This window comes from Bradyrhizobium sp. USDA 4472, assembly GCF_054058595.1.
This window is the reverse complement of record NZ_JBSSAM010000001.1, coordinates 2564929-2578960: the sequence shown is the minus strand read 5'-3', so window position 1 is coordinate 2578960 and position 14032 is coordinate 2564929. Positions and strand designations below refer to the sequence as shown.

The following is a 14032-nucleotide window of genomic DNA, read 5'->3' as shown; positions in this document are numbered from 1 at the left end:
ACAGGGATGGTTTTGCGCCGATGCGGATTCTCGGACTGACCGGCTCGATCGGGATGGGCAAATCCACCACCGCGAAATTGTTCGCGGAGGCCGGCGTTCCCGTCTACGACGCCGATGCGGCCGTCCATCAACTCTATCAAGGCGAGGCCGCGCCCGCCATCGAGGCCGCCTTCCCCGGCACCACCGCGAACGGCAAGGTCGACCGGCTCAAACTGTCCGCGCGCGTCGTTCATGATCCCGCCGCGATCAAGCAGCTGGAACAGATCGTCCATCCGATGCTCGGCGCCTCCCGGCAAAAATTCTTTGCTGACGCGGAAGCCGCCAGGGCGCCGGTGGTGGTCCTGGATATTCCCTTGCTGTTCGAGACCGGCGGCGAGAAACGGGTCGACGCGGTCGTTGTGGTCTCGACCTCGCCCGAACTGCAGCGCGAGCGCGTGCTGGCGCGCGGAACCATGGACGAGGCCAAGCTCGATGCCATCATAGCCAAGCAGATGCCCGACGCCGAAAAGCGCAAGCGGGCTGATTTCGTGGTGGATACCTCACACGGACTTGAGCCGGTGCGCGCGCAAATCACGCACATCCTGACCGAGGTCGTTAAGATGCCGCAGCGGCGAGCCTGATTCGCTGTCCACACCGGCATCTCAGATCTCTTAGAACATGCGTGAAATCGTTCTCGATACCGAAACCACCGGCCTCGATCCGTTGCGCGGTGATCGCCTGGTCGAAATCGGCTGCGTCGAGATTTTCAATCGCATGCCGACGGGACAGACCTATCACGTCTATATCAATCCCGAGCGTGACATGCCGGCGGAAGCCTTCGCGGTGCACGGGCTATCGGCCGAATTTCTCTCGACCAAGCCGCTGTTCCACGAGGTGGTCGACGATTTTCTGGCCTTCATCGGCGACGCGCCGCTGGTGATCCACAACGCCTCCTTCGACATCAGCTTCATCAATGCCGAGCTCGACCGGATCAAGCGCGCCGCGATCCCGCGTGAGCGGCTGGTCGATACGCTGCTGCTGGCGCGCCGCAAGCATCCGGGCGTGTCGAACCGGCTCGACGATCTCTGCTCGCGCTATTCGATCGACAATTCGCACCGCACCAAGCACGGCGCGCTGCTCGATTCCGAGCTGCTGGCGGAAGTCTATGTTGATCTGGTCGGGGCGCGGCAGTCGCAGCTCCTGCTGGCATCGGAAGCCCAGGAGATTCGCGTGAATGCCGGCAGCGATACACCGCGGCGGCAGCGGCCCGTGCCGCTTGCGCCGCGGGTGTCAGACGCCGAGCGCGAGGCCCATCGGGCCTTCATCGCGACGATGGGCGAAAAAGCGATCTGGAACGAGTTTTTGCCCGCTCCAGCTGCCACGCCTGCTGGTTAGGCCTGGCCGACCTGGCCACCGGCGGCCATTTGCCGTTCCATGTTCTGGCGATACAGACCGACGAAGTCCACCGGGTCCAGCATCAGCGGCGGGAACCCGCCGTCGCGCACCGCCGTTGCGATGATTTCGCGGGCGAACGGGAACAGCAGTCGCGGGCACTCGATCATGACCAGCGGGTGCAGGTTCTCCTTCGGCACATTGGCAATGCGGAACACGCCGGCATAGGCGAGCTCGAACGAGAACATCACCTTGCCCGCGGTTTCGGCCTTGCCCTCGACCGCCAGCGTCACCTCGAACTCGGTTTCGCTGAGGTTGCTGGCGTTGACATTGATCTGGATGTTGATCTGGGGCGGCTGGCTCTGCTGCTGGAGCGAGCTCGGCGCGTTCGGATTTTCGAACGAGAGGTCCTTGGTATATTGCGCCAGCACGTTGAGCTGGGGAGCCTGGGCCGCGTCGGGAGGCGTGCCGTTACCGTTGGTCATCAAAGTGTCTCCTTACCCGATTTGGGCTGAATTTCGCGGCGGTTGGCTAACATAGGCCCGCCTCATTCCACAAGGACGAACGGCTCCAAAGCCTCGATCGGGGCCGCGCCCGCAATTGCGACATCTGACCTGCCCCGGACACGAAATCGGACGTTAAACGCTTGAAGATGCGCGATTTCCGCCCAGGATCGGGTTTCCCCTCGAGCATAAAACGCGCTACACTTCGCACTGTGCCAAAAGGCGCCATTGGCCGGGCCAGATTTCGTGCCTACATCGGGCGGACGTGACGCGCGGGCCTAAAAGGGTGATGTCATCTTGCCGTTCCGGTATGGAACGGTCTACTGGCCGGATTGATTTTTCCGGCAGCGACCCCAGAGAAGACCTGAGTAAAGACCAGAAAGCGAGACGACGTGGACATCTACACCATCATCTTTCTTGCGCTGGCGGTCTTTATCTTCCTGCGACTGCGTAGCGTGTTGGGCCAACGAACCGGCAATGAGCGGCCGCCGTTCGATCGCACGGCCCGCAATGCGCTGGGTGGTGCCCCCGACAAGAACGTCGTGACCATGCCGGGCAAGGTAATCGACCAGGCTCCGCTGCCGCCGACCGCCGAGCCGGCCCCGCCCTCCGACCGTTGGAAGGGCCTCGCCGAGCCAGGGACCACGCTGGCCCAAGGCCTCGACGCCATCGTCGACAGGGATTCCACTTTCGACCCGCGCCATTTCATCTCGGGCGCCCGTGGCGCTTACGAGATGATCGTCCTGGCCTTTGCCAATGGTGATCGCCGCGCGCTGCGCGACCTCTTGTCTTCGGAGGTCTATGAGAGCTTCGACGCAGCCATCAGGGAACGCGAGAAGAACGATCAGAAGACCGAGACGCGTTTCGTCTCGATCGACAAGGCCGAGCTCGTCGGCGCCGAACTGCGCGACCGTACGGCCCAGCTCACCGTGCGCTTCGTGTCGCAGATGATTTCGGTGACCCGCGATAAGGTCGGCAACATCGTCGACGGCAACGCCGACAAGGTCGCCGATATCACCGACATCTGGACTTTCGCCCGCGACACCACCTCTCGCGATCCGAACTGGAAGCTGGTTGGCACCGGAAGCGCGAACTAGGACCTTCCTGAAGACCAGCGCGACCGCCCTTTGCGCAGGTCTCGTCGTGCTGGCTTCGTTTTCGCTTGGCGCCGAGGCTGCACGGCGCCACTACCGCAGCCATTACCGTCACGTTCCCGAAGTGGCCGCGATCCCTCCGCGCGCCTTGCCCTATCCGCAGCTCCCTCTCCCGTTCGAAATTCCCGGCGCGCAATATCTGCCGGTGGCCTGGGCCGACGTGAAGGGCTGGGGCGATGACGATCATCTCGCCGCCTACAAGACTTTCCGCGCCAGCTGCCATTCGATCAATGCGCAGACCGCTCCGCCCGAGCCGAAAGCCTTGGCCGGCTCGCTGATTGAACCCTGCCGAGCTGCCAAGTCGCTCGACAAGTCACGCGAGCCGACCGACGACGCGGCCGCAAAGAGCTTTTTCGAGGCAAACTTTTCGCCGCTGCGCATCTCGCGGCTCGGCGAGCCCGACGGCTTCGTCACCGGCTATTACGAGCCGGTGCTGGACGGTTCGCGCACCCAGACCGACGTTTACAACGTTCCGGTCTATCGTCGTCCCTCGAACCTGTTCGTGCGCGGCTTCAACCAGGCCTCCGTCAGCCTGCCCAACAAGGGACCGGTCTATCGCAAGATCGGTCGCCGCAAGCTGGTGCCCTACTACGACCGTGGGGAGATCGAGGACGGCAAGATCGCCGGTCGCGCGCTGGAGATCGCCTGGCTGAAGGACCCGACCGATCTGCTGTTTGCCCAGATCCAGGGCTCGGCGCGGATCAAGTTCGACGACGGCAGCAGCATCAGGCTCAATTACGATTCCTACAACGGCTATCCCTACACGGCCGTGGGACGCATCCTGATCGAGCGCGGCATCATTCCGAAGGAAGAGATGTCGATGCAGAAGATCAGGGAATGGATGGCGCAGAACCCTGATGGTGCCAAGGAGCTGCGGCGCCAGAACCGCTCCTACATCTTCTTCCACGAGGTCAACCTGTCCGACAAGGACGAGGCGGTCGGCGCGCAGGGCATCCCGCTGACGGCCGGCCGTTCGATTGCGGTCGACAAGTCGCTGCATGTCTATGGCACGCCGTTCTTCATCGAGGGCGAGCTGCCGCTCGAGTCCGATCGCGCCAAGACGCCGTTCCATCGACTGATGATCGCGCAGGACACCGGCTCGGCGATCATAGGTCCCGCCCGCGCGGATCTCTATTTCGGCGCGGGCGCTGACGCCGGCCGCGTCTCGGGCCGGCTACGGCACCCCATGCATTTCGTGATGCTGGTGCCGAAGAGCCTCGATCCGAATTTGCGCGCTGCGCGGCTGCCGGTGCCGGATCCGCGGCCGTCGGAGAAGATCGCAAAACTGTTTCCTCAGCCGGCCGTTTCAACGCCGGTCAAAGACGAGACCATGGCCATTGCCGGCCCGGTGCCGCTGCCGTCGCCGCGTCCTGTGATAGAACCTGCCCGCGAACCGCGCAGGCATATGAAAAGCCGTTCCCAGCAATGAAGCGATCGTCCCGTCCGCCCGTGCTGGAGCCGCGTCCCCCACGCCATCGTGTGCTCACCGAGGAAGATCGCGAGCTGTGGGAGCTCGTGGCAAGGCAGGTCAAGCCGCTGCGGAAACATCGCGCGACGAAGCTGCACGCCGCGCCGCGCGCCGAGCCGTCGCCGGTATCGCCGGCTGCCAAGCCCGCGCTGTCGCCGCGGCTGTCGGCTGCTCCGCCCGCGCTGCGCCCATCGAAGCCGGCGATGCCGCCGCTCGCCCCGCTCGGCAAGCGCGAACGGACGAAGCTGTCGCGCGGCCGCAGCGAGATCGAGGCACGGCTCGATTTGCACGGCATGACTCAGATGCGCGCTCATCGCGCCCTGACCGGCTTCCTTCATCGCGCCCATCACGATGGCCTGACCTTCGTGCTCGTCATCACCGGCAAGGGCCGCAGCGGCGGTGAAAGCGGCGTGCTCCGCCGCCAGGTGCCGGAATGGCTGAGCCTGCCGGAATTTCGTGCCTTCGTGGTCGGGTTTGAAGAGGCTGCAATCGGTCATGGCGGCGAGGGTGCGCTGTACGTGCGGATCAGGCGGGCGCGATTTTAGTGGAAACGAGCGAGCCCCGGGGCTCCTCTTGCCGCTCCCCGCTTGCGGGAGAGGGGGCGCACCGCCTATGTGGCTACTTATGACTCCTAAAACGGCCGGACGATGCCGACGCGCGGGATCAGCGTGATGATCAGGCCGAAAATATTGGTCTTCTTGTCCTCGGCCGGTATCAGCGGCGTCTCGTGCTTCGCCGGCAGCATCTTCACAGCGTGCAGGATCAGGAACATGCAGACCGCCCAGCTCGACATCCAGCGCGAATAGTCGAACACCATCGCGAACATCACGACATAGCCAAGGCTGACGCCGATCAGCGCCGCGACGATCAGGCGTCGGTGCAGATCGCTCGCCAGTGCGCGGATCAAATCGGACAAATAGCGCCACAGCGGCGTGTGCAGCCAGATCAGCAGCGCGAACACGGGAATGCCGAGGCTGTTATGCGGCAACCAGGCCCAGGTGTCGGAAATCTCCTTCGAGAGCGGCTGGTACCAGATATAGGCGAATTGCAGCAGATCGGTGCGCGAGGGATCGACCATCCGGGTCTTGAGATAGGCCACGAAATCCGCTTCGGGGATCGGCATCGTTCCGAGGAACTGGGCCGCGAAGAACAGCGCGGAAACGGCGACGACGGCCACGACGCCAAACCCGATGTTGGTCCGGTTGCAGCCGTAGGTCAGGTAGTGCCTGATCACGACGATGGTGATGATCGTCGGCACATACATCAGCAGATGGATGTGGTGGATCAGGACGAGGATGATCGAGAACAGCGCCGCCGTCGCCACGAACAGCAGTGACCGCGCCGGCATCAGCAGCAGCACGAGCGCCAGCAGGCAGCCATAGATGTCGAAATGCCCGAGCGTGTGCATGAAGTTCTTGAGAAAGTACGGCGAGCCCGCGATGAAGACGAAGAGCGGCAGCGTCTTGGCGGTGAAGCCGAACGTCTTCTGGAACAGCCTGAGATAGAGTCCCAGCGTCACCAGCCACGCCGCGCCTGAAATCGCGAATACCAGCCAGACCGGCACCTTGTCCGTGAACAGCGCGACGATCGCTCCGATCAGCGCGCGCTTGATGAAGCCGAAATGGTAGTCGACGAGCAGATGGATATAGGGGACGTAAGGCGGCAGCTTCACCTTGTGGATGAACACGCCGACGATCACCGCCGCGTTGATCGCGAGCAGCAGCCGCCAGGGATTTTTCTTGAGGTCAGCGATCACGTGGCACCCGCGGCGGGTCGAACTCCGCCGTCGTCTCTGGCCTGGTGTGCAATTTCGCACCAGGCCAAGGAGGACAGTGGGATTGATAGCTGGACTGGCCCGGATTTACAAAATGAACCGGCTCAGATCGGCGTTCTTGGCGAGGTCGCCGACGTGTTTCTGCACGAAATCGGCATCGACCCGAACGGTCTCGCCGTTGCGGTCGGGGGCAGTGAAGGAGATCTCGTCCAGCACCCGCTCCATGACCGTCTGCAGCCGCCTTGCGCCGATGTTCTCGACGGTGGAATTGACGGCGACGGCGACGTCGGCGAGCGCGTCGATGGCGCTGTCGGTGATGTCGAGCGTCACGCCCTCGGTATGCATCAAGGCGACATATTGCTTGATCAGCGAGGCCTCGGGCTCGGTCAGGATGCGACGCATGTCGTCGCGAGTCAGCGCCTGCAGCTCGACGCGGATCGGCAGGCGGCCCTGCAATTCTGGCAGCAGGTCGGACGGCTTGGCGACGTGGAAGGCGCCAGAGGCAATGAACAGGATGTGGTCGGTCTTCACCGCGCCATGCTTCGTCGACACCGTGGTGCCTTCGATGAGGGGCAAGAGATCGCGCTGCACGCCTTCGCGCGAGACATCGCCGGCGGCGCGGCCTTCACGGGCGCAGATCTTGTCGATCTCGTCGAGGAAGACGATGCCGTTGTTCTCGACCGCGCTGATCGCCTCCAGCGTCAGCTGATCGGTGTCCAGCAGCTTGTCGGATTCCTCGTTGACGAGGATCTCGTGCGAACCTTCGACCGTCAGCCGCCGCGTCTTGCTGCGGCCGCCCAGCTTGCCGAAGATGTCGCCGATCGAGATCGCGCCCATCTGCGCGCCCGGCATGCCCGGGATCTCGAACATCGGCATGCCGCCGCCTGACGACTGCGTCTCGATCTCGATTTCCTTGTCGTTGAGCTCGCCGGCGCGCAGCTTCTTGCGGAAGGATTCCCGGGTGGCCGAGCTGGCATTGGCGCCGACCAGCGCATCGAGCACGCGCTCTTCGGCTGCGAGCTGGGCGCGGGCCTGCACGTCCTTGCGCTTGCGTTCGCGCACCTGGGCAATCGCAACCTCGACGAGGTCGCGCACGATCTGCTCGACGTCGCGTCCGACATAGCCGACCTCGGTGAACTTGGTCGCCTCGACCTTCAGGAATGGCGCATTCGCGAGCTTGGCAAGCCGTCGCGCGATCTCCGTTTTGCCGACGCCGGTCGGCCCGATCATCAGGATGTTCTTCGGCAGCACTTCCTCGCGCAGCGAGCCCGTGAGCTGCTGCCTGCGCCAGCGGTTGCGCAGCGCGATCGAGACGGCGCGCTTGGCGTCGGTCTGGCCGACGATGAAACGGTCGAGTTCGGAAACGATTTCGCGGGGGGAGAAGTCTGTCATGGGACCCTAGCTAGGATTGGAAACCGGCGGGGACAAGCCGCTTTTTTGACTGTCAAATGATCGGCGGACCGGATTGCCATTGCTTCACGGCCTCGACCGGATGAATGAGCATCAGGACGTTGAGCGTCAGATTGTCGCGAATATGCAGCGCCAGCATGATCTCGAAGGCAAGCCCGAGCGCGACGGTCGCCGTGACGGGCAGCACGCGTGCGGTGAGGAACCCCAGCACCATGAACAGCGTGTCCGAGACCGAATTGACGATGCTGTCGCCGTAATAGTCCAGCGAGATCGTACCGGCGCGGTAGCGTTCGATGATCACAGGCGAATTCTCGACGATCTCCCAGGCGCCCTCGATCAGCATCGCGATGATCAGCCGTGCGGGCCGGCCGAGCCGCCGCGACAACAAGAGCCACGTCAGTCCATAGAACAGGAAGCCGTGGGAGACGTGCGAAAAACTGTACCAGTCGGCGAAGTGCTGGGAGTTCTCCGAACTGTTCACCACGCCGTGCCACAACTTGACGTAGCCGCAGGTGCAGATCGGCACCCGGCCCATCGCGAACAGGATCGAGGCCTGCAGCGCCAGCAGCAACAGCGCGATTCCGACCCAGTAGGCCGCGGGGATCGCCGTCCTGGTGCTGGCGGGCGCGAGGATCATGCCCAAAGAGCGCTGCGCTCCCTCCCCCGCTTGCGGGAGAGGGTTGGGGAGAGGGTGTCTCCGCTCGCGAGGGCCCCCAAGAGGCGAGAGCCCCCACCCGCGCCTTCGGCGCGACCTCCCCCGCAAGCGGGAGAGGTTAGACCGAGCGCGCCGCTACGCTGTTCATCCATCGATGGATCCTTCAACCGGCCGTCAGCGCTTCGATGGTGACGTTGCGGTTGGTGTAGACGCAGATATCAGCGGCGATGTCGAGGGAGCGGCGGACGATGGCCTCGGCGTCCTTGTCGGTGTCGACAAGGGCGCGGGCCGCCGCCAGCGCGTAATTGCCGCCGGAGCCGATCGCCATCACGCCGGCCTCGGGCTCGAGCACGTCGCCGGTGCCTGTCAGCACCAGAGAGACGTCCTTGTCGGCCACGATCATCATGGCCTCGAGCCGGCGCAGGTAGCGGTCGGTGCGCCAGTCCTTGGCCAGCTCGACCGCGGCCCGGGTCAATTGTCCCGGATATTGCTCGAGCTTGCTCTCGAGCCGCTCGAACAGGGTGAAGGCGTCGGCGGTCGCGCCGGCAAAGCCACCGATGACGTCGCCCTTGCCGAGTTTCCGGACCTTTTTGGCATTGGACTTGATCACGGTCTGGCCGATCGAGACCTGGCCGTCGCCGCCGACCACGACCTTGCCGCCCTTGCGGACCGTCAAAATCGTGGTGCCGTGCCAGACCGGCGAGCTGTTCTGCGAATCTTGCATCATAACCCTCATTGTCCTGGCTGATTTAGGCGGTCATGGCCGAGGGGACAACAGGCGCACAACGGCCGTTCCGGGCCGAATTCGCTCACCATAGGCAGAAGTAGAGGCCCGGTCAGCCGTTCCCGCAGTAGCGAAGGCGTCATTTGGCTGTTAAGAGACTGGCGTTTTCGGCTCCCAAGCTAGGATGAAAGCCAGCTTTCAATGCGCACCGCGACGATCAAGCGCAAGACCAAGGAAACCGACATCGAGGTCAGCGTGAACCTCGATGGCTCCGGCGTGGCCAATATCGCGACCGGCATCGGCTTTTTCGACCATATGCTCGATCTCCTCGCCCGCCATTCCCGCATCGACCTCACGGTCAAGGCGGTGGGCGATCTGCACATTGATTATCACCATACCACCGAAGACACCGGCATCGCGCTCGGCCAGGCGATCAAGCAGGCGCTCGGCAACATGGCGGGCATCACCCGCTATGCCGGCGTGCACATGCCCATGGACGAGACGCTGACGCGTGTGGTCATCGACATTTCGGGCCGCTCCTTCCTGGTGTTCAGGGCTGACTTCCCCCGCGACACGATCGGTCAGTTCGACACCGAACTGGTGCGCGAGTGGTTCCAGGCCTTCGCCACCAACGCCGGCGTGACTCTGCACGTCGAGACCCTATATGGCGATAACAGCCACCATATCGCCGAGTCCTGCTTCAAGGGCCTGGCGCGGGCGCTGCGCACCGCGGTTGCGATCGATCCCAGGACGGCGGGCGAAATCCCGTCCACCAAGGGCTCGCTCGGCGGCTGACATCTCCGTCTCGGCGGCCACGCGCTGCCGGCGGCATTGAGTTGAATTCTCGAGCACGGGGCATCGAAAATGCCTGTCTACACAGTTCACGCTCCCACCCCAGGCGGGGTCGATCTGCGCGCGACCGACAAATTCGTGTTCGTGCGCGACGGATTCCATTTCTGGGCGATGGTGTTCGGTCCGATCTGGCTGCTCTGGAATAGGCTTTGGCTGGCCCTGATCGGCTGGATCGTGTGTCTCGCCGCGTTCGATGCCGGGCTATCCAGCCTCGGTGTCGGCCGCCGCTCGATCTTCTTTGCCAACATCATCGTCGCACTGCTGATGGGCTTCGAGGCCTCGAGCCTGCGCCGCTGGACGTTGTCGCGCGGCAATTGGCGGCAACTCGACGTCGTGGTCGCCGACGATGAGGACACCGCCGAGCGTCGCTTCTTCGAGCGCTGGAGCAAGTCACAGCGCGGCATCGTCCATGATCGATGGGCCGTCGACCGCGGCGGCCCGCCGCCGACCCGGAACGTGCCGGGCCAGCCATTTTCCAACCCGCCTCCGATGCCGGCCGGCGGCATCATAGGATTGTTTCCAGAACCGGGAGGGTCAAGATGAGCGTCGCCATCATCGATTACGGTTCCGGGAATCTGCATTCCGCGGCCAAGGCATTCGAGCGTGCCGCGCGCAGCCTCGAAAATCCGCAGAAGGTTTTCGTCACCAGCGATCCCGATCAGGCCTATGAGGCCGATCGTCTGGTGCTGCCGGGCGTCGGCGCCTTTGCCGATTGCCGGCGCGGGCTCGATGCGGTCAACGGCATGGTCGAGGCGATCACGGAAGCCGTGCGCGTCAAGGCACGGCCGTTCTTCGGCATCTGCGTCGGCATGCAGCTGATGGCAAGCCGCGGCAAAGAGCATGTCGTCACCGAAGGCCTCAATTGGATCGGCGGCGACGTCGAGAAGATCACGCCGCGCGATGAAAGCCTGAAAATCCCGCACATGGGCTGGAACACGCTCGACGTGCTGCAAGAACATCCGGTGCTGAACAAGCTGCCGCTCGGCCCCAAGGGCCAGCACGCTTACTTCGTGCACTCCTACCACCTCAACGCCGCCAACGAGGCGGACGTGCTCGCGCGCGCCGATTATGGTGGTCCCGTCACCGCGATCGTCGCGAAGGACACCGCGATCGGCACGCAGTTTCACCCCGAGAAGAGCCAGCGTTTTGGCCTGGCCCTGATCTCGAACTTTTTGCGATGGAAACCGTGATTCTCTTCCCTGCCATCGACCTCAAGAATGGCCAGTGCGTGCGCCTCGAGCAAGGCGACATGGCGCGCGCGACCGTGTTCAATCTCGATCCCGCCGCCCAGGCGCAGAGTTTCGTCGCGCAGGGCTTTGAGTATCTCCACGTCGTCGATCTCGACGGCGCCTTCGCCGGCAAGCCGGTCAATGCGCAGGCAGTCGAGGCGATGCTGAAGACGATCAAGATTCCGGTGCAGCTCGGCGGCGGCATTCGCGATCTCGCGACCGTCGAGGCCTGGCTGGCGAAAGGCATCACGCGCGTCATCATCGGCACGGCGGCGGTGCGCGATCCTGAACTGGTCAAGGCTGCAGCCAAGAAATTCCCAGGCCGTGTCGCCGTTGGCCTCGATGCGCGCGACGGCAAGGTCGCCGTCGAAGGCTGGGCCGAGACCTCGCAGGTGACGGTGCTGGAGATCGCGCAGCGCTTCGAGGATGCCGGTGTTGCCGCCATCGTCTTCACCGATATCGCCCGCGACGGCCTGCTCAAGGGCCTGAACCTGGACGCGACGATTGCGCTGGCAGACAGCATCTCGATCCCCGTGATCGCCTCCGGCGGCCTCGCCTCGATCGAGGACGTCAAGGCGATGCTGACGCCGCGCGCGAAAAAGCTCGCCGGCGCGATTGCCGGCCGCGCGCTCTATGACGGCCGGCTCGATCCCGCCGCCGCCCTCGCCTTGATCCGCGACGCGCGCAGGAGCTGACACATGTTCAAGGTGCGCGTGATCCCCTGCCTCGACGTCAAGGACGGCCGCGTCGTCAAGGGCGTCAACTTCGTCGACCTCAGGGACGCCGGCGATCCCGTGGAGGCCGCGATCGCCTATGACGCCGCTGGCGCCGACGAGCTGACCTTCCTCGATATCACCGCGACCCACGAGAACCGCGGCATCATGCTGGACGTGGTCCGGCGCACGGCGGAGGCCTGCTTCATGCCTGTGACCGTCGGCGGCGGCGTGCGTGAGGTCAACGACATCAAGACGCTGCTGCGCGCGGGCGCCGACAAGGTCTCGATCAACAGCGCCGCGGTGTCGCGGCGTGAGTTCGTCAAGGAAGCCGCCGAAAAGTTCGGCGGGCAATGTGTCGTGGTCGCGATCGATGCCAAGCTGGTGAAGCGCCCGGGCGGCTCCGAGCGCTGGGAGATCTTCACCCATGGTGGCCGCAACGCGACCGGCATCGACGCCATCGAATATGCCCAGGAAGTGGTCGCGCTCGGCGCGGGTGAAATTCTGCTCACCTCGATGGACCGTGACGGCACAAGGCAGGGCTTTGACATTCCGCTGACCCGGGCGATCGCCGACAGTGTTCCCGTTCCCGTGATCGCCTCGGGCGGCGTCGGCAATCTCGACCATCTCGTCGACGGAATCCGCGACGGACGCGCCACCGCCGTGCTGGCCGCCTCGATCTTCCACTTCGGGGAATTCACCATCCGTGAAGCCAAGGAGCATATGGCCCGGCGCGGACTACCCATGCGCCTGGATGCCTGACGACTCCAGGTCATAAAAGTGCTACATCATCCGCGGGGACTGGCCCGACCGGCCAGACGGCGTTTCGAGTGTTCAGTATGCCGCGTTTCACGATCCACGATCTCGCCGTCACCATCGAGGCCCGCGCGGCCTCCGGTGGCGAAGGCTCATACACCCGCAAGCTTCTCGACAAGGGCGCCGAACATTGCGCCAAGAAGTTCGGTGAGGAAGCAGTCGAAACCGTGATCGCAGCAGTCGAAAACGATCGCGCGCATCTGATCGCGGAGAGTGCCGACCTGCTCTACCATTTTCTTGTGCTGCTCAAGGCGCGCGGCGTAAAGCTGGAAGAGGTCGAAGCCGCGCTGGACAAGCGGACGAACATGTCCGGGTTGGAAGAAAAGGCGTCGCGTAAAAACGGCAACTAGCCGAGGTGGAGAGATCGCGTCATGGATATCCGCGCACCGGAGCAGCAGTATAATCCATACCGCATCTATACGCGCGAGCAGTGGGCGCGACTGCGCGACGACACGCCGATGACGCTGGAGCCGGGCGAGTTCGACCGGCTGCGTTCGCTGCATGATCGCCTCGATCTCAAGGAGGTCGAGGACATCTATCTTCCACTGTCGCGCCTGCTCTCGATCTATGTCGATGCGATGCAGCGCCTGTATTACGCCGAACGCCAGTTTCTCGACATCCGCGACCGCAAGGTGCCCTACATCATCGGCGTCGCCGGCTCGGTCGCCGTTGGAAAGTCCACCACCGCTCGCGTGCTCCAGGCGCTGCTGGCGCGATGGTCGCCGCGGCCGAAGGTCGAGCTGATCACCACCGACGGATTCCTCTACCCGAAGGCTCTGCTGGAGCAGCAAGGCATCCTGCAGAAGAAGGGTTTTCCCGAGAGCTACGACCTGCCGCTGCTGCTCAACTTCCTGTCCGACATCAAGTCGGGCCGGCGCCACGTGCGCTCGCCGGTCTATTCGCATTTGACCTACGACATCGTGCCGAACGAATGGGCGGAGATCGACCAGCCCGACATCCTGATCGTCGAGGGCGTCAACGTTCTGCAAACCGGCAAGCTGCCGCGCGACGGCAAGGCGGTGCCTGTGGTTTCCGACTTCTTCGACTTCTCGGTCTATATCGACGCCGACGAGGCGGCGCTGCGGCGCTGGTACATCAAGCGGTTCCTGGCACTGCGCGACACCGCGTTCACCAACCCAAAGTCCTACTTCAACCGTTATGCGCTGCTGTCGGACGAAGAGGCCACCGCGACCGCGACTGCAATCTGGGAGCGCACCAACCTTGCCAATCTCGAGGACAACATCTTGCCGACCCGTCCCCGCGCGACGCTGATCCTGAAGAAGGGCGCGGATCACGCGGTGGAAAGCGTGGCGTTGAGAAGGCTGTAGGCGCGGCGGCCGCGGCCCTTGAAATTTCGGGCCGA

The 14032-nt window shown here is 64.0% G+C and carries 17 protein-coding genes; 12 read left to right on the top strand and 5 right to left on the bottom strand.

Going from position 1 to position 14032, the window contains the following annotated elements; translation table 11 throughout:
* The first annotated feature begins 20 nt into the window (after positions 1-20).
* Both coaE and dnaQ read left to right on the top strand, forming a co-directional pair.
* Positions 21-620: a dephospho-CoA kinase gene (coaE, locus tag ACVWZ4_RS11775; protein ID WP_456740339.1), complete on the top strand. Its 600-nt coding sequence runs from the start codon at positions 21-23 to the stop codon at positions 618-620.
* A 37-nt stretch (positions 621-657) separates the two neighbouring features.
* Positions 658-1374, top strand: coding sequence for a DNA polymerase III subunit epsilon (gene dnaQ / locus ACVWZ4_RS11770; protein WP_456700445.1), 717 nt, complete (start codon positions 658-660; stop codon positions 1372-1374).
* On the opposite strand, the gene secB is transcribed toward dnaQ, so the two are convergent.
* Positions 1371-1856, bottom strand: coding sequence for a protein-export chaperone SecB (gene secB / locus ACVWZ4_RS11765; protein ID WP_456700446.1), 486 nt, complete (start codon positions 1854-1856; stop codon positions 1371-1373). The two genes, dnaQ and secB, sit on opposite strands and share 4 nt — an antisense overlap.
* 410 nt (positions 1857-2266) lie before the next feature.
* Between secB and ACVWZ4_RS11760 the strand changes: the two genes are divergently transcribed.
* The 3 genes from ACVWZ4_RS11760 to ACVWZ4_RS11750 are packed head-to-tail and all read left to right on the top strand — an operon-like array spanning position 2267 to position 5041.
* A complete protein-coding gene (locus ACVWZ4_RS11760) occupies positions 2267-2971 on the top strand; it encodes a Tim44/TimA family putative adaptor protein (RefSeq protein ID WP_456740338.1) in 705 nt (234 codons plus the stop codon).
* The gene (gene mltA / locus ACVWZ4_RS11755) at positions 2949-4457 is read left to right on the top strand and encodes a murein transglycosylase A (RefSeq protein WP_456790107.1); all 1509 of its coding nucleotides are present in this window, start codon (positions 2949-2951) and stop codon (positions 4455-4457) included. The genes ACVWZ4_RS11760 and mltA overlap by 23 nt, the downstream gene beginning before the upstream one ends.
* Positions 4454-5041 (top strand): Smr/MutS family protein, encoded by a 588-nt coding sequence (locus ACVWZ4_RS11750; RefSeq protein ID WP_456740337.1) that lies wholly within the window; start codon positions 4454-4456, stop codon positions 5039-5041. Before mltA ends, ACVWZ4_RS11750 begins: the two co-directional genes overlap by 4 nt.
* 86 nt (positions 5042-5127) lie before the next feature.
* Here ACVWZ4_RS11750 and ACVWZ4_RS11745 read toward each other — a convergent pair whose 3' ends face one another.
* From ACVWZ4_RS11745 to hslV, 4 genes are all read right to left on the bottom strand, one after another.
* Positions 5128-6252, bottom strand: coding sequence for a hypothetical protein (locus ACVWZ4_RS11745; RefSeq protein ID WP_456740336.1), 1125 nt, complete (start codon positions 6250-6252; stop codon positions 5128-5130).
* A 105-nt stretch (positions 6253-6357) separates the two neighbouring features.
* Positions 6358-7662, bottom strand: coding sequence for an ATP-dependent protease ATPase subunit HslU (gene hslU, locus ACVWZ4_RS11740; RefSeq protein ID WP_456700451.1), 1305 nt, complete (start codon positions 7660-7662; stop codon positions 6358-6360).
* A gap of 52 nt (positions 7663-7714) precedes the next feature.
* The gene (locus ACVWZ4_RS11735) at positions 7715-8317 is read right to left on the bottom strand and encodes a DUF2585 domain-containing protein (RefSeq protein ID WP_456742206.1); all 603 of its coding nucleotides are present in this window, start codon (positions 8315-8317) and stop codon (positions 7715-7717) included.
* 181 nt (positions 8318-8498) lie between these two features.
* Positions 8499-9059 carry an ATP-dependent protease subunit HslV gene (hslV, locus tag ACVWZ4_RS11730; protein ID WP_456700452.1) on the bottom strand — a complete coding sequence of 187 codons (561 nt, stop codon included), beginning with the start codon at positions 9057-9059 and terminating at the stop codon, positions 8499-8501.
* Between the two features lie 201 nt (positions 9060-9260).
* On the opposite strand from hslV, the gene hisB reads away from it, so the two are divergent.
* From hisB to coaA, 7 genes are all read left to right on the top strand, one after another.
* A complete protein-coding gene (gene hisB, locus ACVWZ4_RS11725) occupies positions 9261-9854 on the top strand; it encodes an imidazoleglycerol-phosphate dehydratase HisB (RefSeq protein WP_456740335.1) in 594 nt (197 codons plus the stop codon).
* Positions 9855-9923: 69 nt separating this feature from the next.
* Complete coding sequence (locus tag ACVWZ4_RS11720) at positions 9924-10454, top strand: DUF2628 domain-containing protein (protein WP_456740334.1); 531 nt, start codon at positions 9924-9926, stop codon at positions 10452-10454.
* A complete protein-coding gene (hisH, locus tag ACVWZ4_RS11715) occupies positions 10451-11101 on the top strand; it encodes an imidazole glycerol phosphate synthase subunit HisH (RefSeq protein ID WP_092232381.1) in 651 nt (216 codons plus the stop codon). The genes ACVWZ4_RS11720 and hisH overlap by 4 nt, the downstream gene beginning before the upstream one ends.
* Entirely contained in the window at positions 11098-11835 is a 738-nt protein-coding gene (gene hisA, locus ACVWZ4_RS11710) for a 1-(5-phosphoribosyl)-5-[(5-phosphoribosylamino)methylideneamino]imidazole-4-carboxamide isomerase (RefSeq protein ID WP_456700454.1), read from the top strand. The genes hisH and hisA overlap by 4 nt, the downstream gene beginning before the upstream one ends.
* Before the next feature lie 3 nt (positions 11836-11838).
* A complete protein-coding gene (gene hisF / locus ACVWZ4_RS11705; RefSeq protein WP_456740333.1) occupies positions 11839-12615 on the top strand; it encodes an imidazole glycerol phosphate synthase subunit HisF in 777 nt (258 codons plus the stop codon).
* Positions 12616-12692: 77 nt separating this feature from the next.
* Positions 12693-13019 (top strand): phosphoribosyl-ATP diphosphatase, encoded by a 327-nt coding sequence (locus ACVWZ4_RS11700; RefSeq protein ID WP_456700456.1) that lies wholly within the window; start codon positions 12693-12695, stop codon positions 13017-13019.
* 21 nt (positions 13020-13040) lie between these two features.
* A complete protein-coding gene (coaA, locus tag ACVWZ4_RS11695; protein ID WP_456700457.1) occupies positions 13041-13997 on the top strand; it encodes a type I pantothenate kinase in 957 nt (318 codons plus the stop codon).
* The last annotated feature ends 35 nt before the right edge of the window (positions 13998-14032 follow it).